The 19,794-nt window shown below is 55.0% G+C and carries 19 protein-coding genes; 15 read left to right on the forward strand and 4 right to left on the reverse strand.

The features are described from left to right. Positions 1 to 5 precede the first annotated feature (5 nt). Positions 6 to 812, reverse strand: coding sequence for a dienelactone hydrolase family protein (locus EQV24_RS23450; RefSeq protein ID WP_013099243.1), 807 nt, complete (start codon positions 810 to 812; stop codon positions 6 to 8). A gap of 255 nt (positions 813 to 1,067) precedes the next feature. Between EQV24_RS23450 and udp the strand changes: the two genes are divergently transcribed. The 9 genes from udp to tatD all read left to right on the forward strand — a co-directional run bounded on the left by udp (position 1,068) and on the right by tatD (position 8,977). After that, a complete protein-coding gene (gene udp / locus EQV24_RS23455) occupies positions 1,068 to 1,829 on the forward strand; it encodes a uridine phosphorylase (RefSeq protein WP_003860792.1) in 762 nt (253 codons plus the stop codon). 138 nt (positions 1,830 to 1,967) lie between these two features. Further along, positions 1,968 to 3,425: a DNA recombination protein RmuC gene (gene rmuC / locus EQV24_RS23460; RefSeq protein ID WP_100167990.1), complete on the forward strand. Its 1,458-nt coding sequence runs from the start codon at positions 1,968 to 1,970 to the stop codon at positions 3,423 to 3,425. Positions 3,426 to 3,491: 66 nt separating this feature from the next. Beyond that, positions 3,492 to 4,247, forward strand: coding sequence for a bifunctional demethylmenaquinone methyltransferase/2-methoxy-6-polyprenyl-1,4-benzoquinol methylase UbiE (ubiE, locus tag EQV24_RS23465; protein ID WP_013099241.1), 756 nt, complete (start codon positions 3,492 to 3,494; stop codon positions 4,245 to 4,247). 13 nt (positions 4,248 to 4,260) lie between these two features. Further along, positions 4,261 to 4,866: a ubiquinone biosynthesis protein UbiJ gene (gene ubiJ, locus EQV24_RS23470; RefSeq protein ID WP_029883134.1), complete on the forward strand. Its 606-nt coding sequence runs from the start codon at positions 4,261 to 4,263 to the stop codon at positions 4,864 to 4,866. After that, the gene (gene ubiB / locus EQV24_RS23475) at positions 4,863 to 6,503 is read left to right on the forward strand and encodes a ubiquinone biosynthesis regulatory protein kinase UbiB (protein WP_020688734.1); all 1,641 of its coding nucleotides are present in this window, start codon (positions 4,863 to 4,865) and stop codon (positions 6,501 to 6,503) included. Before ubiJ ends, ubiB begins: the two co-directional genes overlap by 4 nt. A 76-nt stretch (positions 6,504 to 6,579) precedes the next feature. Beyond that, positions 6,580 to 6,834, forward strand: a complete 255-nt coding sequence (gene tatA, locus EQV24_RS23480) for a Sec-independent protein translocase subunit TatA (protein WP_013099238.1) — start codon at positions 6,580 to 6,582, stop codon at positions 6,832 to 6,834. 3 nt (positions 6,835 to 6,837) lie between these two features. Continuing rightward, positions 6,838 to 7,380 (forward strand): Sec-independent protein translocase protein TatB, encoded by a 543-nt coding sequence (tatB, locus tag EQV24_RS23485; RefSeq protein ID WP_023621768.1) that lies wholly within the window; start codon positions 6,838 to 6,840, stop codon positions 7,378 to 7,380. A 2-nt stretch (positions 7,381 to 7,382) separates the two neighbouring features. Beyond that, complete coding sequence (gene tatC / locus EQV24_RS23490; protein WP_013099236.1) at positions 7,383 to 8,153, forward strand: Sec-independent protein translocase subunit TatC; 771 nt, start codon at positions 7,383 to 7,385, stop codon at positions 8,151 to 8,153. 41 nt (positions 8,154 to 8,194) lie between these two features. Next, positions 8,195 to 8,977: a 3'-5' ssDNA/RNA exonuclease TatD gene (tatD, locus tag EQV24_RS23495; RefSeq protein WP_100167992.1), complete on the forward strand. Its 783-nt coding sequence runs from the start codon at positions 8,195 to 8,197 to the stop codon at positions 8,975 to 8,977. Here tatD and rfaH read toward each other — a convergent pair. After that, on the reverse strand, positions 8,974 to 9,465 hold the full coding sequence (gene rfaH, locus EQV24_RS23500; protein ID WP_013099234.1) for a transcription/translation regulatory transformer protein RfaH: 492 nt from the start codon (positions 9,463 to 9,465) through the stop codon (positions 8,974 to 8,976). The two genes, tatD and rfaH, sit on opposite strands and share 4 nt — an antisense overlap. Before the next feature lie 173 nt (positions 9,466 to 9,638). Between rfaH and ubiD the strand changes: the two genes are divergently transcribed. Further along, entirely contained in the window at positions 9,639 to 11,141 is a 1,503-nt protein-coding gene (gene ubiD, locus EQV24_RS23505; protein WP_161496900.1) for a 4-hydroxy-3-polyprenylbenzoate decarboxylase, read from the forward strand. Positions 11,142 to 11,171: 30 nt separating this feature from the next. Then, positions 11,172 to 11,873, forward strand: coding sequence for an NAD(P)H-flavin reductase (fre, locus tag EQV24_RS23510; RefSeq protein WP_013099232.1), 702 nt, complete (start codon positions 11,172 to 11,174; stop codon positions 11,871 to 11,873). A gap of 182 nt (positions 11,874 to 12,055) precedes the next feature. On the opposite strand, the gene fadA is transcribed toward fre, so the two are convergent. Together fadA and fadB are read right to left on the reverse strand one after the other, a co-directional pair. After that, positions 12,056 to 13,219: an acetyl-CoA C-acyltransferase FadA gene (gene fadA / locus EQV24_RS23515; protein WP_020688730.1), complete on the reverse strand. Its 1,164-nt coding sequence runs from the start codon at positions 13,217 to 13,219 to the stop codon at positions 12,056 to 12,058. Between the two features lie 9 nt (positions 13,220 to 13,228). Further along, positions 13,229 to 15,418, reverse strand: a complete 2,190-nt coding sequence (gene fadB / locus EQV24_RS23520; protein WP_095908384.1) for a fatty acid oxidation complex subunit alpha FadB — start codon at positions 15,416 to 15,418, stop codon at positions 13,229 to 13,231. Between the two features lie 190 nt (positions 15,419 to 15,608). Between fadB and pepQ the strand changes: the two genes are divergently transcribed. Genes pepQ through hemG form a run of 4 tightly spaced genes read left to right on the forward strand, consistent with a single transcriptional unit; the run spans position 15,609 to position 19,602 of the window. Then, on the forward strand, positions 15,609 to 16,940 hold the full coding sequence (pepQ, locus tag EQV24_RS23530) for a Xaa-Pro dipeptidase (RefSeq protein WP_013099229.1): 1,332 nt from the start codon (positions 15,609 to 15,611) through the stop codon (positions 16,938 to 16,940). Continuing rightward, on the forward strand, positions 16,940 to 17,554 hold the full coding sequence (locus tag EQV24_RS23535; protein ID WP_013099228.1) for an IMPACT family protein: 615 nt from the start codon (positions 16,940 to 16,942) through the stop codon (positions 17,552 to 17,554). The genes pepQ and EQV24_RS23535 overlap by 1 nt, the downstream gene beginning before the upstream one ends. Before the next feature lie 40 nt (positions 17,555 to 17,594). Beyond that, the gene (gene trkH / locus EQV24_RS23540; protein WP_013099227.1) at positions 17,595 to 19,046 is read left to right on the forward strand and encodes a Trk system potassium transporter TrkH; all 1,452 of its coding nucleotides are present in this window, start codon (positions 17,595 to 17,597) and stop codon (positions 19,044 to 19,046) included. A gap of 10 nt (positions 19,047 to 19,056) precedes the next feature. After that, positions 19,057 to 19,602, forward strand: coding sequence for a menaquinone-dependent protoporphyrinogen IX dehydrogenase (gene hemG / locus EQV24_RS23545; protein ID WP_130627096.1), 546 nt, complete (start codon positions 19,057 to 19,059; stop codon positions 19,600 to 19,602). The last annotated feature ends 192 nt before the right edge of the window (positions 19,603 to 19,794 follow it).

Raw genomic sequence — 19,794 nt, forward strand, 5'->3', positions numbered from 1 at the left:
TATGTTTACGCTTTCTTACCGCCGTACTGGCTAAACCACGCCAGCATCCGCTGCCAGCCATCTTTGGCTGATTCCGCGTGATAGCTCGGACGATAATCGGCGTTAAACGCGTGTCCGGCATCCGGGTACACGACAATGTCGGCCTTTGCATTCGCCGCGCGTAGCGCATGGCGCATGGTCTCTACCGTATCGAGCGGAATACCCGTGTCCTGACCACCGTACAGTCCCAGCACCGGGGCGTTTAAGTCTGTGGCGATATCAACCGGATGTTTTGGCGAGTTCAGCGTTTTTTCGCCCACCAGTTTACCGTACCAGGCCACAGCAGCTTTCAGCTGCGGATTGTGCGCGGCATACAGCCAGCTAATGCGTCCGCCCCAGCAGAACCCCGTTATCATCAGTCGATGCGCATCACCGCCGTTACGTGCCGCCCAGTTGGCAACATGATCCAGATCGGCCAGCACCTGTGCATCCGGCACTTTACTGACCAGGTTGCTCAAAAGCGTTGGGATATCGCTGTAGTCGTTCGGATCGCCCTGACGGAAATAGAGCTCTGGCGCAACGGCCAGGTAACCTTCCAGCGCCAGTCGGCGGCAGAGGTCGCGAATATGTTCGTGAACGCCGAAAATTTCCTGAACCACAATCACGATCGGCAGCGGACCGTCTGCCGATGCTGGTCGCGCGTGGTAAGCAGGCATATTTTCCCCCTGCGAGGGAATGGAGGTCTCTCCCGCCGTAATGGCGTCTTCAGGCGTTGAGACGATGGTTGAGGCATGCGGAGCCGCAGCAGGTGCAAAACCGGTTTTTTCAGTCATGGCATTCTCCGTACCAATGAGTTAGCGCAAAGGTAAATATAGACACCAGGTTAACAACCCACAGTGCCTTAAACGGTCTATCTTTTGTGCAGCACACCACAATATAACTTGTTAATGTGATGTAAATCACTTTTTTATGGAAATCTACTGCAATCATTTTCATTCATGGTGAGATGTGTCACGAAATTATGCGTATTGCTTCTGTAAAGTACCGTTTTACTTCTTCTGACTAACCGACCCACAGAGGAGTCACCTATGTCTAAGTCTGATGTTTTTCATCTCGGCCTCACCAAAAACGATTTACAAGGGGCTACGCTCGCGATCGTCCCGGGCGATCCTGAGCGTGTGGAAAAGATCGCCGCGCTGATGGATAAGCCGGTTAAGCTGGCAGCCCATCGTGAATTCACCACCTGGCGTGCAGAGCTGGATGGTAAGGCCGTGATTGTGTGCTCTACCGGTATCGGTGGCCCATCTACCTCCATTGCCGTTGAAGAACTGGCGCAGCTGGGCATCCGGACGTTCCTGCGTATCGGGACGACCGGTGCGATCCAGCCGCATATCAACGTGGGTGATGTATTGGTGACTACCGCGTCCGTGCGTCTGGATGGGGCGAGTCTGCACTTTGCACCAATGGAATTCCCGGCGGTTGCCGATTTTGAATGTACGACGGCGCTGGTTGAAGCAGCGAAATCCGTTGGCGCAACCACGCACGTGGGCGTAACCGCCTCGTCGGACACCTTCTACCCGGGTCAGGAGCGTTACGACACCTTCTCTGGCCGTGTGGTGAGCCGTTTTAAAGGCTCTATGGAAGAGTGGCAGTCTATGGGCGTGATGAACTATGAAATGGAATCTGCAACGCTGCTGACCATGTGCGCAAGCCAGGGTCTGCGTGCCGGTATGGTGGCGGGGGTAATCGTCAACCGTACCCAGCAGGAAATCCCGAACGCCGAAACCATGAAACAAACCGAAAGTCATGCGGTAAAAATCGTGGTTGAAGCGGCCCGTCGTCTGATCTAATCCTCTCTTCTGACATCAAAGGCCGACACGTTCGGCCTTTATTTTTTGCGTAGCGCCTCGCAGGAAAACCCTTTCAAACTGGACGTTTATACAGCACAATCTTATTTTGTGCGGTAATACGTTGATGCAGGGGGCATTGTGGATCTCTCAATTCTGATTTACGCGGTGATTGCGCTCGCGGGCGTGGCGATAGGCTGGCTGATTTCCAGCTATCAGCACGCGCAGCAAAAGGCCGATCAGCTGGCAGAGCGTGAAGAGATAGTCGCCGAGTTAAGCGCGACAAAACAGCAAATTGCGCTGAGTGAACACTGGCGAGACGAGTGCGAGTTACTCAACAACGAACTGCGCAATCTGCGTGATATCAACACCTCACTGGAAGCCGATCTCCGTGAAGTCACGACCCGCCTGGAATCCACTCAACTGCATGCGGAAGACAAAATCCGCCAGATGATGAACAGCGAGCAGCGCCTCAGCGAACAGTTTGAGAATCTTGCGAACCGCATTTTTGAGCACAGCAACCGCCGCGTTGACGAACAAAACCGCCAGAGTCTGAACAGTCTCCTGACGCCTCTGCGTGAGCAACTGGACGGTTTCCGTCGTCAGGTGCAGGACAGCTTTGGTCAGGAGGCCCGCGAGCGGCACACCCTGGCACACGAAATTCGTAATCTGCAGCAGTTGAATGCACAAATGGCGCAGGAAGCGGTCAACCTGACCCGCGCCCTGAAAGGGGATAACAAAACGCAGGGTAACTGGGGTGAAGTCGTCCTCACGCGGGTGCTGGAAGCCTCTGGACTGCGCGAAGGGTATGAATACGAAACCCAGGTCAGCATAGAAAACGACGCCCGCTCGCGAATGCAGCCAGATGTCATCGTGCGTCTTCCGCAGGGTAAAGATGTGGTGATTGATGCCAAAATGACGCTGGTGGCCTATGAGCGTTACTTCAACGCGGAGGATGACTACACCCGCGAATCGGCGTTGCAGGAGCACATTGCCTCCGTGCGGAACCATATTCGTCTGCTGGGCAGAAAAGACTATCAGCAGTTGCCGGGTTTGCGCTCGCTTGACTATGTTCTGATGTTTATCCCGGTAGAGCCTGCTTTTCTGCTGGCACTCGACAGACAGCCGGAACTGATAACTGAAGCGCTGAAAAACAACATTATGCTGGTCAGCCCCACCACGCTGCTGGTGGCGTTACGCACCATTGCCAACCTGTGGCGCTATGAACATCAGAGCCGCAACGCGCAGCAGATTGCCGATCGCGCCAGCAAGCTGTACGACAAAATGCGCCTCTTTGTGGATGATATGTCCTTGGTCGGGCAAAGCCTGGACCGCGCGCAGGATAACTACCGCCAGGCGATGAAAAAACTCGCCTCCGGGCGGGGTAATCTGCTGGCGCAAGCTGAAGCCTTCCGCGGCCTGGGGGTGGAGGTTAAACGCGAGATTAATCCGGAACTGGTTGAGCAAGCCACGGCACAGGAGGAAGAGTTTCGCCTGCGCGAAGGCGCTGATGGACAAAAGAGAGACAGTGAAGACAACGAGTTAGCGGCAGAGTTATCGCCAGACCCGCATCTGGCGCGTTTCTTACGTGGTGGTTGAAACGTAGGGCAAACGCGCCCAATCTGTTACACTTCACGAACATTTTACTGATAAGCAGGCTCTGAGATGGTTGACGATTCACAAGACACAACGCACTTTGGCTTTCAGACTGTCGCCAAAGCGCAGAAAGCTGACATGGTGGCCCACGTATTTCATTCCGTGGCGGCGAAGTACGATGTGATGAATGACTTGATGTCATTCGGCATTCATCGCTTGTGGAAGCGCTTCACCATCGACTGTAGCGGTGTGCGTCGTGGACAAACGGTACTGGACCTTGCCGGCGGCACGGGCGATTTGACTGCGAAATTCTCCCGTCTGGTGGGTGAAACCGGGCGTGTTGTTCTGGCTGATATTAACGACTCCATGCTGAAAATGGGGCGTGAGAAGCTGCGTAACATCGGCGTGGTGGGGAATGTGGAATATGTGCAGGCAAACGCCGAGGCGCTGCCGTTCCCGGATAACACCTTTGACTGCATCACTATCTCTTTTGGCCTGCGTAACGTCACCGATAAAGAAAAAGCGCTGCGCTCAATGTATCGCGTGCTGAAGCCGGGCGGACGTCTGCTGGTGCTTGAGTTCTCCAAACCGATTATCGAGCCACTGAGCAAAGCCTACGACGCCTATTCATTCCATGTTCTGCCGCGTATTGGCGAACTGGTGGCAAACGACGCAGAAAGCTACCGCTATCTGGCGGAATCCATTCGCATGCACCCGGATCAGGACACCCTGAAGGCCATGATGCAGGATGCGGCGTTTGAAAACGTTGAGTATTTCAACATGACGGCGGGTGTCGTCGCACTGCATCGCGGTTATAAGTTCTGAGTGGAGGTGTCCTGTGCCCTTTAAACCCTTAGTCACCGCAGGCATCGAGAATGTACTGAATGCCTTTCTCTATCGTGCGCCAGCGCTAAAAGCCGCGCGGCAGCGACTTAACGGGAAGGTATTGCGGATCGTTTTAAAAGAGTTCTCGACGCCGCTTGTGCTGGTCTTCAGCGAACGCCAGCTTGATGTTCTGGGGGAGTGGGAAGGAGACGCCGACTGCTCTGTCATCACGCGCATGAGCGTGCTGCCAAAACTGCGTGACCGCCAGCAACTGACGGCGCTGATCCGCAGCGGTGAGCTGGAAGTGGAAGGCGACATTCAGGTTGTACAAAATTTCGTTGCGCTCAGCGATTTAGCCGAGTTTGACCCGGCGGAACTGCTTGCCCCATTTATTGGCGACATTGCAGCGGAAGGGATCGGCAAAGCCCTGCATGGTGGTACCGCCTTCCTGCGTAAAAGCCTGCAACGTCAGCAGCGCTATGCGGCAGAGGTGCTGACCGAAGAGTGGCGTATGGCCCCCGGACCGCTGGAAGTGGCCTGGTTCGCGGAAGAGACTGCGGCTGTTGAACGTGCGGTTGATGCGTTAACCAAACGGCTGGAAAAACTGGAGGGCAAATGACGCCTGGTGAAATTCGGCGCCTCTATTTTATCGTCCACACCTTTTTGAGTTACGGGCTCGACGAGCTTATCCCCAAAATGCGTATCACGCTGCCGCTTCGTATCTGGCGGCGGATGTTGTTCTGGATGCCTAATCGCCACAAAGGACAGCCGCTGGGTGAACGCCTGCGTCTGGCGCTACAGGAGCTGGGCCCGGTATGGATTAAATTCGGCCAAATGCTCTCGACCCGTCGCGATCTTTTCCCGCCTCAGATTGCCGATCAGCTGGCACTGCTGCAGGATCGCGTGGCCCCGTTTGACGGCGTGCGCGCGAAAAAACAGATCGAAGAGGCGATGGGCAATATTCCTGTTGAGACCTGGTTCGACGATTTCGACATTCAGCCGCTGGCTTCTGCCTCCATTGCCCAGGTGCATACCGCGCGTCTGAAAGAGAATGGCAAAGAAGTCGTTATCAAAGTTATCCGCCCGGATATTCTGCCGATCATCAAAGCGGACATGAAGCTTATCTATCGTCTGGCGCGCTGGGTTCCGCGTCTGCTCCCTGACGGACGCCGCCTGCGCCCGCTGGAAGTGGTACGGGAATATGAAAAAACGCTGATCGATGAACTAAACCTGCTGCGCGAATCGGCAAACGCCATTCAGTTGCGGCGCAATTTTGAAAACAGCCCGATGCTGTATGTTCCTGAAGTCTATTCTGACTACTGCAGCCAGAACATGATGGTCATGGAACGTATTTACGGTATTCCCGTCTCGGATGTCGTGGCCCTGGAGAAACAGGGAACGAACATGAAGCTGCTGGCTGAACGTGGCGTACAGGTCTTCTTTACTCAGGTCTTCCGCGACAGCTTTTTCCACGCAGACATGCATCCGGGCAATATCTTTGTGAGCTATGAGCATCCGGACGACCCGCAATATATCGGCATTGATTGCGGTATTGTCGGCTCGCTCAATAAAGAAGATAAGCGTTATCTGGCGGAGAATTTTATCGCCTTCTTTAATCGCGACTACCGTAAAGTGGCTGAACTGCACGTTGACTCAGGTTGGGTTCCGCCGGACACCAATGTCGAAGAGTTCGAGTTTGCCATCCGTACCGTCTGTGAACCGATTTTTGAAAAACCGCTGGCGGAAATCTCGTTCGGTCACGTGTTGCTGAATCTGTTTAACACCGCTCGCCGCTTCAATATGGAAGTGCAGCCACAGCTTGTTTTACTTCAGAAAACATTACTTTACGTTGAAGGTGTAGGTCGACAGCTCTATCCTCAGTTAGACTTGTGGAAGACCGCGAAACCGTTCCTGGAATCCTGGATTAAGGATCAGGTTGGCATTCCGGCTCTGGTACGAGCTTTCAAAGAGAAAGCCCCGTTCTGGGTTGAAAAAATGCCGGAACTTCCTGAACTGGTGTATGACAGTTTGCGTCAGAGCAAGAACCTTCAGCTCAGCATGGATAAAATCGCCCACGAGCTTCAGTCGAACCGCGTACGCCAGGGCCAGTCTCGCTATCTGTTTGGCATTGGCGCAACCCTGCTGCTCAGTGGTACGTTGTTGTTAATCAACCGTCCGGACTGGCAGATGATGCCCGCCTGGCTAATGGCTGCCGGAATAGTGGTCTGGTTCGTTGGCTGGAGAAAGACGCGCTGAACAGGCATCGCTATCACCAGGTCGCATACGTATAATGCGGTCTGACTAATTAATCATCTATCTCTGAGGAATATGTATGGGTGGTATCAGTATCTGGCAATTAGTCATTATTGCCGTCATCGTCGTGCTGCTGTTTGGCACCAAAAAGCTCGGTTCTATCGGTTCCGATCTGGGCGCGTCTATCAAAGGCTTCAAGAAAGCAATGAGCGATGATGAGAGCAAGCAGGATAAAACCAGCCAGGACGCTGACTTTACTGCTAAATCCATCTCCGACAAGCAAGAAGATGCCAAAAAGGAAGACGCTAAACGCCACGATAAAGAGCAGGTGTAAGTCGTGTTCGACATTGGTTTTAGTGAGCTGCTGCTGGTCTTTGTGATTGGCCTCATCGTGCTGGGGCCACAGCGTTTACCCGTTGCAGTAAAAACGGTTGTGGGGTGGGTGCGTGCGCTTCGTTCGCTGGCATCCACCGTACAGAACGAGCTGGCGCAGGAACTTAAGCTGCAGGAGTTTCAGGAAAGCCTGAAAAAGGTTGAGAAGGCGAGCATGGATAACCTGACGCCGGAACTGAAAGCCTCCATGGATGAACTGCGCGAAGCGGCAGAATCCATGAAGCGCTCGTACAGCGTTAACGATCCTGAAAAAGCGAGCGATGAAGCGAACACCATCCATAACCCGGTGGTGAAAAATAGTGAAGCGCAGCGCGAGGGCGTAACGCCTGCCAGCGCGGAGCATCAGGCCACCGCGCCTGAACATACGCCGCAGGAACCTGAACTGAAAAAACAGGCGCAGCCGGAAGACCCTGTGGTCAACGCGGCTGAAGCAAAGCCCGCCGCGCCTGTTACCGAATCATCCCCCTCGTCGAGTGATAAAGCGTAAACATGGCAGTAGATGATACTCAACCGCTCATTACGCACCTCATTGAGCTGCGTAAGCGCCTGTTAAACTGCATTATTGCGGTTTTCGTTATTTTCTTATGCCTGGTTTATTTCGCCAACGACATCTACCAGGTTGTCTCCGCGCCGCTGATAAAGCAGATGCCGCTGGGCGCAACGATGATCGCGACGGACGTTGCTTCGCCGTTCTTTACGCCCATTAAGCTCACGTTCTGGGTATCGTTGATCGCTTCTGCACCCATCCTGCTGTATCAGATCTGGGCGTTTGTGGCGCCCGCTCTGTATAAGCATGAACGCAAACTGGTGATCCCACTGCTGGTCTCCAGCTCGCTGTTGTTCTATATCGGCATGGCGTTTGCCTATTTCGTGGTCTTCCCGCTGGCCTTTGGCTTCCTGACGCATACCGCGCCGGAAGGGGTACAGGTGTCGACCGATATTGCCAGCTACCTCAGCTTTGTGATGGCGCTGTTTATGGCATTCGGCGTGGCGTTCGAAGTGCCGGTTGCGATTGTGCTGCTTTGCTGGGTGGGTGTAACCACACCAGAAGACCTGCGTAAAAAGCGTCCGTATATTCTGGTCGGCGCATTTGTGGTCGGCATGCTGCTGACGCCGCCCGATGTCTTCTCGCAAACGCTGCTGGCCATACCGATGTACTGTCTGTTTGAGGTAGGCGTCTTCTTCTCACGTTTCTATGTGGGGAAAGGGCGTCGATCAGAGGACGAAGACGACGTCTCTGAAAAGAGCACTGAAGAGTAAAACCAGCCGCCCGTCAGGGCGGTTGTCATATGGGGAATTGCATGTTTGATATTGGACTTAACCTGACCAGTTCACAGTTTGCCAAAGATCGCGACGACGTCGTGGCGCGCGCGTTTGCCGCCGGCGTAAAAGGTCTGCTGCTGACAGGCACCAACCTGCATGAAAGCGAGCAGGCGCAACAGCTGGCCCAACGCTACGACCGTTGCTGGTCTACCGCGGGCGTGCATCCTCATGACAGCAGCCAGTGGACGTCGGAGAGCGCTGATATCATTCACAGGCTGGCGAAAACCCCCGAAGTGGTGGCTATCGGGGAATGTGGGCTCGATTTCAACCGCAATTTTTCCACCCCTGCCGAACAGGAAAAAGCATTCACGGCGCAACTCGCCCTGGCGGCCGAGCTTGAAATGCCGGTGTTTATGCACTGTCGCGACGCGCATGAGCGCTTCCTCGCGCTGCTGGATCCCTGGCTGGATAAACTGCCAGGCGCGGTGCTGCACTGTTTTACCGGTTCACGTCAGGAGGCGCTGGACTGTCTGGATCGTGGGCTTTATTTGGGGATTACCGGCTGGGTGTGCGATGAACGCCGCGGGCTGGAGCTTCGTGAACTGTTGCCGGTGATCCCGGCCGACCAGTTGCTCTTCGAAACCGACGCGCCTTATTTATTGCCGCGCGATATCAAACCAAAACCGGCATCGCGACGTAACGAACCGGCATGGCTGGGGCATATTGTCACGAGCGTGGCGCAGTGGCGCGGAGAGGATCCGCACGGGTTATCTACGCAGACGGATGACAACGTGCGTCGCCTGTTTGGCATTGATTTTTAAACTTTGCGGAAGTCGGTGTTTTTCACGCTTTGTAGCACCTGCTTATTAAGCAGATTGAGCAATAACATGGAGCGTGCTTCACCGTCCGGCTCGGCGAAAATCGCCTGCAGGCCTTCGAAGGCACCTTCGGTGATGACGACACTGTCTCCCGCGTACGGGGTTTCCGGGTCGGTAATATCTTCAGGTTGTTGATAAACCGAAAGCTGATGGATCACCGTCGACGGCACCGTTGCCGGGTGCGCACCAAAACGAACAAAATGGCTGACGCCGCGCGTGGCGCTGATGGTGGTGGTGTGGATCACTTCCGGGTCGAATTCCACGAACAAATAGTTCGGAAATAGCGGCTCACTGACGGTTGTGCGCTTCCCGCGCTGCATTTTTTCAAGCGTGATCACGGGTGTCAGGCAATTTACAGACTGACGTTCTAAATGTTCCTGCGCGCGCTGAAGTTGCCCGCGTTTGCAATACAGTAAATACCAGGCCTGCATAATCACTCTTTCCCTTAGTTTCGGGCGCAAGCATATCAAAACCCTGGCGGGATCGCTAAGTTGATTATAATGGCCGAAAAGGGAACAGGATGCAGAAGTTCACGCTAATTTAACAAAATTACAGCATCACGCAGGCTTACGCCGTATAATGAAGCGCTTACAGAGAGGCCATGATTAACTGCATGAAATACCACGATCTCCGCGACTTCCTGACGCTGCTTGAAAAGCAGGGCGAACTCAAACGCATTACGCTTCCTGTCGATCCTTATCTGGAAATGACAGAAATTGCTGACCGCACCCTGCGTGCCGGTGGCCCGGCGCTTCTGTTTGAAAACCCGAAGGGTTATTCAATGCCGGTGCTGTGCAACCTGTTTGGAACCCCTCGCCGTGTGGCGTTGGGCATGGGCCAGGAGGACGTCACGGCGTTACGTGAAGTGGGTAAACTGCTGGCGTTTCTGAAAGAGCCGGAGCCACCGAAAGGCTTCCGCGATCTGTTCGACAAGCTGCCGCAGTTTAAGCAGGTATTGAACATGCCAACCAAACGTCTGCGCGGTGCGCCGTGCCAGCAGAAAGTGCTGGAAGGGGATGCGGTAGATCTGACCAAAATCCCGATCATGCAGTGCTGGCCTGAAGATGCCGCGCCACTCATTACCTGGGGGCTCACCGTCACACGCGGGCCGCATAAAGAGCGTCAAAATCTGGGTATTTACCGCCAGCAGCTGATTGGCAAGAATAAGCTCATCATGCGCTGGCTGTCGCATCGCGGCGGCGCGCTGGATTTCCAGGAGTGGTGCGCTGCACACCCGGGCGAGCGTTTTCCGGTCTCAGTTGCGTTAGGTGCCGATCCCGCCACCATTCTGGGCGCGGTAACGCCAGTGCCGGATACACTCTCTGAATATGCCTTTGCAGGACTGCTGCGTGGCACCAAAACGGAAGTCGTGAAGTGTATATCTAATGACCTCGAAGTGCCCGCGAGTGCAGAGATTGTCCTGGAAGGTTACATTGAACAGGGCGAGCTGGCACCCGAAGGCCCGTACGGTGACCACACGGGCTATTATAACGAAGTGGATAACTTCCCGGTGTTTACCGTCACGCACATTACCCAGCGTGAAGATGCGATTTATCACTCCACCTATACCGGACGTCCACCGGATGAACCTGCAGTACTGGGCGTGGCGCTGAATGAGGTGTTTGTGCCGATCCTGCAAAAGCAGTTCCCGGAAATTGTTGATTTCTATCTGCCGCCGGAAGGATGCTCGTATCGCCTGGCGGTGGTCACAATGAAGAAGCAGTATCCTGGTCACGCTAAACGCGTGATGATGGGCGTATGGTCTTTCCTGCGCCAGTTTATGTATACCAAATTTGTGATTGTCTGCGATGATGACGTTAACGCCCGCGACTGGAATGATGTTATCTGGGCCATTACCACGCGAATGGATCCGGCGCGCGATACGGTGTTAGTGGAAAACACGCCGATAGATTATCTGGATTTTGCCTCGCCGGTCTCCGGTCTTGGCTCAAAAATGGGACTGGATGCCACAAATAAATGGCCTGGCGAAACCGACCGTGAATGGGGTCGCCCGATCAAAAAAGATCCTGCTGTGACCGCGCGAATTGACGCGATCTGGGACGAACTGGCCATAATGAATAACGGTAAACCGCAGGCTGACCGTTAAGCCCTATAGACTTCCCGACAGAGAGAGCGAATGACAACCTTAAGCTGTAAAGTGACCTCGGTAGATGCTATCACCGACACCGTATATCGCGTCCGTTTAGTGCCTGAAGCGGCATTCTCTTTCCGTGCTGGTCAGTACCTGATGGTCGTGATGGATGAACGTGATAAGCGTCCTTTCTCTATGGCCTCAACGCCAGCGGAGCAGGAATTTATTGAGCTTCATATTGGTGCGTCAGAGCTTAACCTGTATGCAATGGCCGTCATGGACCGCATTCTAAAAGAGCGCGAGATCGTGGTGGATATTCCCCACGGTGATGCATGGCTGCGTGACGATGAAGACCGTCCGCTGATCCTGATTGCCGGTGGTACAGGCTTCTCCTACGTGCGCTCTATTCTGTTGACGGCCCTGGCGCGTAACCCGAACCGTGATATCACTATCTACTGGGGTGGCCGCGAAGAGAAACATCTCTACGATCTCTCTGAGCTTGAAGCGCTGAGCGTTAACCATCCCAACCTGCGTGTTGAACCGGTGGTTGAGCAGCCGGAAGAGGGCTGGCGTGGGCGTAGCGGCACAGTGCTGACGGCGGTACTGCAGGATCATGGCACGCTGGCAGGGCACGATATCTATATCGCTGGCCGCTTTGAGATGGCGAAAATTGCCCGTGACCTGTTCTGTAACGAACGAGATGCGCGTGAAGATCGTCTGTTTGGCGATGCTTTTGCGTTTATCTAAATAAAAAACCCGCCCCTGACAGGCGGGAAGAACGGCAACTAAACTGTCTCTCTTCGCCAATGACGCCATAACTGCGTTGGCTGCGCTCGTTCACCCGAATCACTTACTAATGTAAGCTCATCGGGATTCGCTCGCTTGCCGCCTTGTTCTGACGTCATTGGCTTTGAGATACTTTTCCTTACTTACACTCTCTCAAACACCGTTGCGATACCCTGACCCAACCCAATACACATCGTTGCCAGACCAAACTGCGCGTCTTTGCGTTCCATCAGGTTAATCAGCGTTGTGCTGATACGCGCCCCGGAGCAGCCCAGCGGGTGACCGAGGGCGATCGCGCCGCCGTTGAGGTTAATTTTCTCGTCGATCTGCTCCATCAGCCCCAGATCTTTAATGCACGGCAGGATCTGCGCGGCGAAGGCTTCGTTCATCTCGAACACGTCGATATCACTGGTGGTCAATCCCGCTTTCTTCAGCGCCAGCTTCGAGGCCGGAACCGGGCCGTAACCCATGATAGAAGGATCGCAGCCTACCACCGCCATTGAGCGCACCCGGGCGCGAGGCGTTAACCCCAGCTCGCGGGCGCGGCTTTCGCTCATTACCAGCATCGCGGCCGCTCCGTCTGACAGCGCCGACGAGGTACCTGCCGTGACCGTACCGGTGACCGGGTCAAACGCCGGGCGCAGGGTGGATAGCGCTTCAACGGTGGTTTCCGGGCGGATCACTTCGTCGTAGCTGAACTGCTTCAGAACGCCATCAGCATCATGGCCGCCGGTCGGGATGATCTCATTCTTAAACGCGCCGGATTGCGTGGCGGCCCATGCACGAGCATGAGAACGCGCGGCGAAGGTATCCTGCATTTCACGGCTAATTCCGTGCAGGCGGGACAGCATTTCAGCGGTCAGGCCCATCATTCCTGCGGCTTTCGCCACGTTACGGCTCATGCCCGGGTGGAAATCGACCCCGTGGCTCATTGGCACATGGCCCATGTGCTCCACGCCGCCGACCAGGCAGGCCTGCGCGTCACCGGTCATGATCATACGCGCCGCATCATGCAGTGCCTGCATTGAGGAGCCGCACAGACGGTTGACGGTAACTGCCGGCACTGAATGTGGGATCTCCGCCAGCAGCGAAGCATTGCGGGCGATGTTGAAGCCCTGCTCAAGCGTCTGTTGCACACAGCCCCAGTAGATATCGTCGAGCGCAGCCGGGTCCAGCGCCGGATTACGCGCCAGCAGGCTACGCATCAGGTGCGCTGAGAGATCCTCTGCACGCACGTTACGGAATGCGCCGCCTTTTGAACGGCCCATCGGGGTGCGAATCGCATCAACAATGACAACCTTTTCCATTGTGACTCCTTAAGCCGTTTTCAGCTCGCCAACCGGACGGGCTGGCTCAACTGCTGGGTAATAGGATTCGTTATGGCGCGCTTTATTACGCAGCCCTTCCGGCACGTCATACAGCGGGCCGAGGTGCTGATACTGCTGCACCATATCGAGATAGCGGGCGCTGCCGAGCGTATCCAGCCAGCGGAACGCGCCGCCGTGGAACGGAGGGAAGCCCAGGCCATAGACCAGCGCCATATCGGCTTCTGCCGGACTGGCGATAATGCCTTCTTCCAGGCAACGCACCACTTCGTTGATCATCGGAATCATCATCCGGGCGATGATTTCATCGTCCGTGAAGTCACGTTTTGGCTGGCTAACCCCGGCCAGCAGGCTATCCACCGCCGGATCTTCTTCTTTCTTCGGTTTGCCTTTGCTGTCTTCTTTATAGCGCCAGAAGCCCAGACCGTTTTTCTGCCCAAAGCGGTTGGCGCCAAACAGGGCGTCAATCGCATCGCGATAATCTTTCTGCATGCGCTGTGGGAAGCCCGCCGCCATAACCGCTTGCGCGTGATGCGCGGTATCAATGCCAACCACATCCAGCAGATACGCCGGCCCCATCGGCCAGCCGAACTGTTTTTCCATCACTTTGTCGACTTTCCGGAAGTCCGCGCCGTCGCGCAGCAGCTGGCTGAAACCAGCGAAGTAAGGGAACAGTACGCGGTTGACGAAGAAGCCCGGGCAGTCGTTGACCACAATCGGGGTTTTGCCCATCTTACTGGCCCACGCCACCACTTTTGCGATGGTGTCGTCAGAGGTTTTTTCGCCGCGGATCACTTCGACCAGTGGCATGCGGTGCACCGGGTTGAAGAAATGCATTCCGCAGAAGTTTTCCGGGCGCTTCAGGACGCTTGCCAGCTCGCTAATCGGGATCGTTGAGGTGTTAGAGGCCAGTACGGTCTCCGGACGCACTTTCTCTTCCGTTTCGGCCAGTACCGCTTTCTTCACTTTCGGGTTCTCTACCACGGCCTCAACCACCACATCGACGCGGTCAAAACCGGTGTATTCCAGTACGGGCTGGATAGTAGAGATCACGCCTGAGAGTTTCAGACCGTCAATTTTGCCGCGTTCCAGCTGTTTATTGAGCAGCTTGGCCGCTTCGGTCATCCCCAGCGTCAGGGATTTCTCGCTGATGTCTTTCATCACCACCGGCACGCCCTTCCAGGCGGACTGGTAAGCGATGCCGCCGCCCATAATGCCAGCGCCAAGTACCGCCGCATGTTTTGGCGTCTCAACGTTTTTCGTCAGCTGTTTTGCTTTGCCTTTCACGAACTGATCGTTGAGGAAGATACCCACCAGCGCGCGGGCTTCATTGGTATGTGCCAGCGGGACAAAGCTCTGGTTTTCGAGTTTCAGGGCTTCGTCACGGCCAAAGCGGGCTGCGGCTTCGATGGTTTTCACCGCCGTGATCGGCGCCGGGTAGTGTTTACCCGCCGTCTGCATCACCATGCCCTTGGCGATGGTGAAACTCATGGCTGCTTCAATCTTGCTGAGCTTTAACGGCTCCAGTTTCGGCTGGCGTTTGGCCTTCCAGTCGAGATCGCCGTTAATGGCCTGACGCAGAATGGCGAGGGAGCCTTCAATCAGTTTTTCTGGCTTCACGACGCCATCAACCAGGCCGATTTTTTGCGCCTGCTCTGCGCCAACATCTTTACCTGCGGCAATAATTTCCAGCGCGCTGTCGGCACCCAGCATGCGCGGCATACGTACGGAGCCGCCAAAGCCCGGCATAATGCCCAGTTTGGTTTCCGGCAGGCCGATGCGCAGATCCGGCGTGGCGAGGCGGTAGTCGGTGGCCAGCACGCATTCACAGCCGCCGCCCAGCGCGTAGCCGTTAACGGCGGAAAGGGTCGGGACAGGCAGATCTTCCAGACGATTAAAGACGCTGTTGGCAAAGTGCAGCCACTGGCTCAGCTGTTCTTCAGGCACCAGGAACAGTGAAAGAAATTCGGTGATATCGGCACCAACAATAAAGGCCGCTTTGTTCGAGCGCAGCAGCAGCCCCTTTAAATCAGTTTGTTTTTCAAGAACATCCAGCGCCTGGCCAAGACTGGCCACCGTCGCGGTATCAAGCTTGTTGACTGAGCCGGGGGCATCGAACACCAGTTCGGCAATGCCATCTTCCAGCCAGTTGAGGTACAGGGTGTCGCCTTTGTAGAGCATGTCAGTCTCCTGAATCCAGCAAGTGGATCTGGTCATACCAGATGAGTCGGAGTGTGGGATTTATGTTAATAAAATGCAAATTACTCATTAAGAAATTGCTGCATTGATCACGGTCGGTGGAAATCACGCAGCCGGAGACAGGTGTGCTAAGATGCGAGGACTTGAGGTCAAAAAAACGAAAGGAAGAATGATGGACTCACTGGCTTCGCTTTATAAAAATCATATCGTTACCCTACAGGAACGTACCCGTGATGTACTTGCCCGCTTTAAGCTGGATGCGCTGTTAATCCACTCGGGCGAGCTGATGAATACCTTCCTGGATGACCATGCGTATCCGTTTAAGGTTAACCCGCAGTTTAAAGCCTGGGTGCCGGTAACACAGGTGCCAAATTGCTGGTTGCTGGTGGATGGCGTGAACAAGCCGAAACTGTGGTTCTATCTGCCTGTGGATTACTGGCACAACGTTGAGCCGCTGCCGACCAGCTTCTGGACAGAAGAAGTGGACGTCATGGCTTTACCAAAAGCCGACGGTATTGGCAGCCAGTTGCCTGCCGCGCGTGGCAATATTGCCTACATTGGCCCGGTCCCGGAGCGTGCGCTGGGTCTGGATATCCCGGCAGACAAACTCAACCCGAAAGGGGTGCTGGATTTCCTGCACTATTACCGCGCGTATAAAACCGACTACGAACTTTACTGCATGCGTGAAGCGCAAAAAACGGCGGTGAATGGTCACCGTGCAGCGCATGAAGCCTTCCAGTCCGGTATGAGCGAGTTCGATATCAATCAGGCGTACCTCACCGCGACCGGTCACCGTGACACCGATGTGCCGTACAGCAACATCGTCGCCCTGAATGAGCATGCCTCTGTGCTGCATTACACCAAACTGGATCACCATGTGCCGTCTGAGATGCGCAGCTTCCTGCTGGACGCAGGCGCAGAGTACAACGGCTACGCGGCTGACCTGACCCGTACCTGGGCGGCCAATGCGGATACCGATTTTGCGCACCTGATTAAAGACGTCAACGATGAGCAACTGGCGCTTATCAGCACCATGAAAGCCGGAACCAGCTATGTGGATTACCATATCCAGTTCCATCAGCGCATCGCTAAACTGCTGCGTAAACACCAGATCGTGAAAGACATGAGCGAAGAGGCGATGGTCGAAAACGATCTGACCGGACCCTTTATGCCGCACGGTATCGGCCACCCGCTGGGTCTGCAGGTTCATGATGTTGCGGGCTTTATGCAGGATGATACCGGCACGCACCTCGCCGCGCCGTCTAAATATCCTTACCTGCGCTGCACGCGTATCCTTGAGCCGCGCATGGTGCTGACCATCGAGCCGGGGATCTACTTTATCGAATCGCTGTTAGCGCCATGGCGCGAAGGTCAGTTCAGCAAGCACTTCAACTGGGAAAAAATTGACGCGCTGAAGCCGTTTGGCGGTATTCGTATCGAAGATAACGTCGTGATTCATGAGAACGGTATCGAGAATATGACGCGAGACCTGAAGCTGGCCTGATGGAAAGCTGGCTGATACCGGCTGAGCCGGTCACCTTTGTTGAAGAAATCAAGAAAAGCCGCTTTATTACGCTGCTGGCACACACCGATGGCGTAGAGGCGGCAAAGGCGTTTGTTGAGTCTGTCCGCGCTGCGCATCCCGACGCCCGTCACCACTGCGTGGCGTGGGTCGCCGGGCCGCCAGACGATTCGCAGCAGCTGGGTTTTTCTGATGACGGTGAACCGGCGGGTACTGCCGGTAAACCTATGCTTTCCCAGCTCATGGGCAGTGGCGTGGGTGAAATCACCGCCGTGGTTGTTCGCTACTACGGCGGCATTTTATTAGGTACCGGTGGGCTGGTGAAAGCGTATGGCGGGGGCGTACAGCAGGCGCTTAATATGTTGGTCACTACCCGCAAAACGCCACTCACCGAATATACTTTGTTGTGCGACTACGCCCAGCTATCGGGTGTCGAAGCGCTGCTTAAACAGTTTAACGGTGTGATTGCACACAGTGATTACCAGGCAATGGTGCAATTGCGCGTGGCGCTTCCTCAGGCTGAACAGGCTGCTTTTTCGGCAAAACTGGCGGATTTTAGTCGCGGTTCGTTGCAATTGCTGCCGATTGAAGAATAATCCCCACCTCACTTTTTGAATACCAAAGGAAGCGGCAGAGATGCATTTTCGTGCCATAACCCGAATCGTTGGACTGCTGGTCATACTTTTTTCCGGGACAATGATTCTCCCAGGACTGGTGGCGCTTATCTACCGGGACGGCGCGGGGCGGGCATTTACCCAGACCTTCTTTGTTGCGCTGGCGATTGGCTCGCTGCTGTGGTGGCCAAACCGTCGTCAGAAAGGTGAGCTGAAATCACGTGAAGGGTTTCTGATTGTGGTGCTGTTCTGGACGGTGCTGGGAAGCGTCGGTTCGCTGCCCTTTATTTTCTCTGAACAGCCCAATCTGAGCATCACGGATGCCTTTTTTGAATCCTTCTCCGGCTTAACGACTACCGGCGCGACTACGCTGGTTGGGCTGGATTCGTTACCCCACGCCATTCTCTTTTATCGCCAGATGCTGCAATGGTTCGGTGGTATGGGGATCATTGTTCTGGCGGTTGCCATCCTTCCTATCCTGGGCGTCGGGGGCATGCAGTTGTACAGGGCAGAAATGCCGGGGCCACTGAAAGATAACAAGATGCGCCCGCGTATTGCCGAGACGGCGAAGACCCTGTGGCTGATTTATGTTTTACTGACCGTTGCCTGTGCGCTGGCGCTGTGGTTTGCCGGTATGCCCGCGTTCGATGCCATCGGGCACAGCTTCGCGACAATCGCCATCGGCGGGTTCTCTACCCACGATGCCAGCGTGGGCTACTTTGATAGTCCAACGATCAACACCATTATTGCTATTTTCCTGCTGATCTCCGGCTGTAACTACGGTCTACACTTCTCATTACTCAGCGGACGTAGCCTGAAGGTGTACTGGCGCGACCCGGAGTTCCGTATGTTTATTGGCGTCCAGCTCACGCTGGTGGTCATCTGTACGCTGGTGCTCTGGTTCCACGATGTCTATAACTCGGCGCTGACCACGCTAAACCAGGCGTTCTTCCAGGTGGTGTCGATGGCGACAACCGCAGGTTTTACCACGGACAGCATTGCGCGCTGGCCGCTGTTCCTGCCTGTGCTGCTGCTGTGCTCGGCATTTATTGGTGGTTGCGCAGGGTCGACGGGCGGTGGCCTGAAGGTGATTCGTATTCTGCTGCTCTTCAAGCAGGGGAACCGTGAATTAAAACGCCTGGTTCACCCGAATGCAGTCTATAGCATCAAGCTGGGCAATCGTGCCCTGCCGGAACGTATTCTCGAAGCGGTGTGGGGATTCTTCTCGGCGTATGCCCTGGTCTTTATCGTCAGTATGCTGGCAATCATCGCGACGGGGGTGGATGATTTCTCTGCCTTTGCGTCCGTTGTGGCAACACTTAATAACCTCGGGCCTGGCCTGGGGGTCGTGGCGGATAACTTTGCCAGTATGAACCCGGTCGCGAAATGGATCCTAATCGCCAATATGCTGTTTGGGCGTCTTGAGGTCTTTACGCTGCTGGTGCTGTTCACCCCAACATTCTGGCGCGAGTAAGGAGTCGTCGGTGAAAACACTTATTCTATTCTCTACGCGAGACGGGCAAACGCGTGAGATTGCCTCTTATCTGGCTTCTGAACTACAAGATCTGGGCATTTACTCTGATGTGGTGAACCTGAACCGTACGGAGCAAATCGCCTGGCAGGATTACGACCGCGTGGTGATTGGGGCGTCTATCCGTTACGGGCATTTCCATCCTGCGCTGGATCGCTTTGTGAAAAAGCATACGGCAGCGCTCAATAAGCTGCCCGGGGCGTTCTACTCGGTCAATCTGGTGGCCCGCAAACCTGAAAAGCGTACACCGCAGACCAACAGCTACACGCGTAAGTTTTTGCTGAATTCGCCTTGGCAGCCAGACCTGTGTGCCGTCTTTGCAGGGGCGCTGCGTTACCCCCGCTATCGCTGGTATGACCGCTTTATGATTCGGCTGATTATGAAAATGACCGGCGGTGAAACCGATACGCGTAAAGAAGTGGTTTATACCGACTGGACGCAGGTGAGCAGTTTTGCCCGGGAAATCGCGCATTTATCACCCGAATCGCGGCGTATTTAAGCGTGGAGTTTGAAAAGTGAGCGAACGAAAAGTTTTTTGTATTTTGTGCTTGTCACTTCAGAATAACTCCCTATAATGCGCCTCCACTGACACGGAACAACGGCACACACGCCGCCGGGTCAGCAGAGAAAAGCAAATTAAACGCTTGACTCTGAAGCGGGAAAGCGTAATATGCACACCCCGCGCCGCAGC

This window comes from Enterobacter sp. A8 (assembly GCF_004296595.1).
Classification (GTDB): domain Bacteria; phylum Pseudomonadota; class Gammaproteobacteria; order Enterobacterales; family Enterobacteriaceae; genus Enterobacter; species Enterobacter cloacae.

Excerpts from the sequence above, each read along its gene's own strand:
- EQV24_RS23450 (WP_013099243.1), bottom strand. The coding sequence starts at position 812 with ATGACTGAAAAAACCGGTTTTGCACCTGCTGCGGCTCCGCATGCCTCA.
- udp (WP_003860792.1), top strand. The coding sequence starts at position 1,068 with ATGTCTAAGTCTGATGTTTTTCATCTCGGCCTCACCAAAAACGATTTA.
- ubiE (WP_013099241.1), top strand. The coding sequence starts at position 3,492 with ATGGTTGACGATTCACAAGACACAACGCACTTTGGCTTTCAGACTGTC.
- ubiB (WP_020688734.1), top strand. The coding sequence starts at position 4,863 with ATGACGCCTGGTGAAATTCGGCGCCTCTATTTTATCGTCCACACCTTT.
- tatA (WP_013099238.1), top strand. The coding sequence starts at position 6,580 with ATGGGTGGTATCAGTATCTGGCAATTAGTCATTATTGCCGTCATCGTC.
- tatC (WP_013099236.1), top strand. The coding sequence starts at position 7,383 with ATGGCAGTAGATGATACTCAACCGCTCATTACGCACCTCATTGAGCTG.
- tatD (WP_100167992.1), top strand. The coding sequence starts at position 8,195 with ATGTTTGATATTGGACTTAACCTGACCAGTTCACAGTTTGCCAAAGAT.
- rfaH (WP_013099234.1), bottom strand. The coding sequence starts at position 9,465 with ATGCAGGCCTGGTATTTACTGTATTGCAAACGCGGGCAACTTCAGCGC.
- fre (WP_013099232.1), top strand. The coding sequence starts at position 11,172 with ATGACAACCTTAAGCTGTAAAGTGACCTCGGTAGATGCTATCACCGAC.
- fadA (WP_020688730.1), bottom strand. The coding sequence starts at position 13,219 with ATGGAAAAGGTTGTCATTGTTGATGCGATTCGCACCCCGATGGGCCGT.
- fadB (WP_095908384.1), bottom strand. The coding sequence starts at position 15,418 with ATGCTCTACAAAGGCGACACCCTGTACCTCAACTGGCTGGAAGATGGC.
- pepQ (WP_013099229.1), top strand. The coding sequence starts at position 15,609 with ATGGACTCACTGGCTTCGCTTTATAAAAATCATATCGTTACCCTACAG.
- EQV24_RS23535 (WP_013099228.1), top strand. The coding sequence starts at position 16,940 with ATGGAAAGCTGGCTGATACCGGCTGAGCCGGTCACCTTTGTTGAAGAA.
- trkH (WP_013099227.1), top strand. The coding sequence starts at position 17,595 with ATGCATTTTCGTGCCATAACCCGAATCGTTGGACTGCTGGTCATACTT.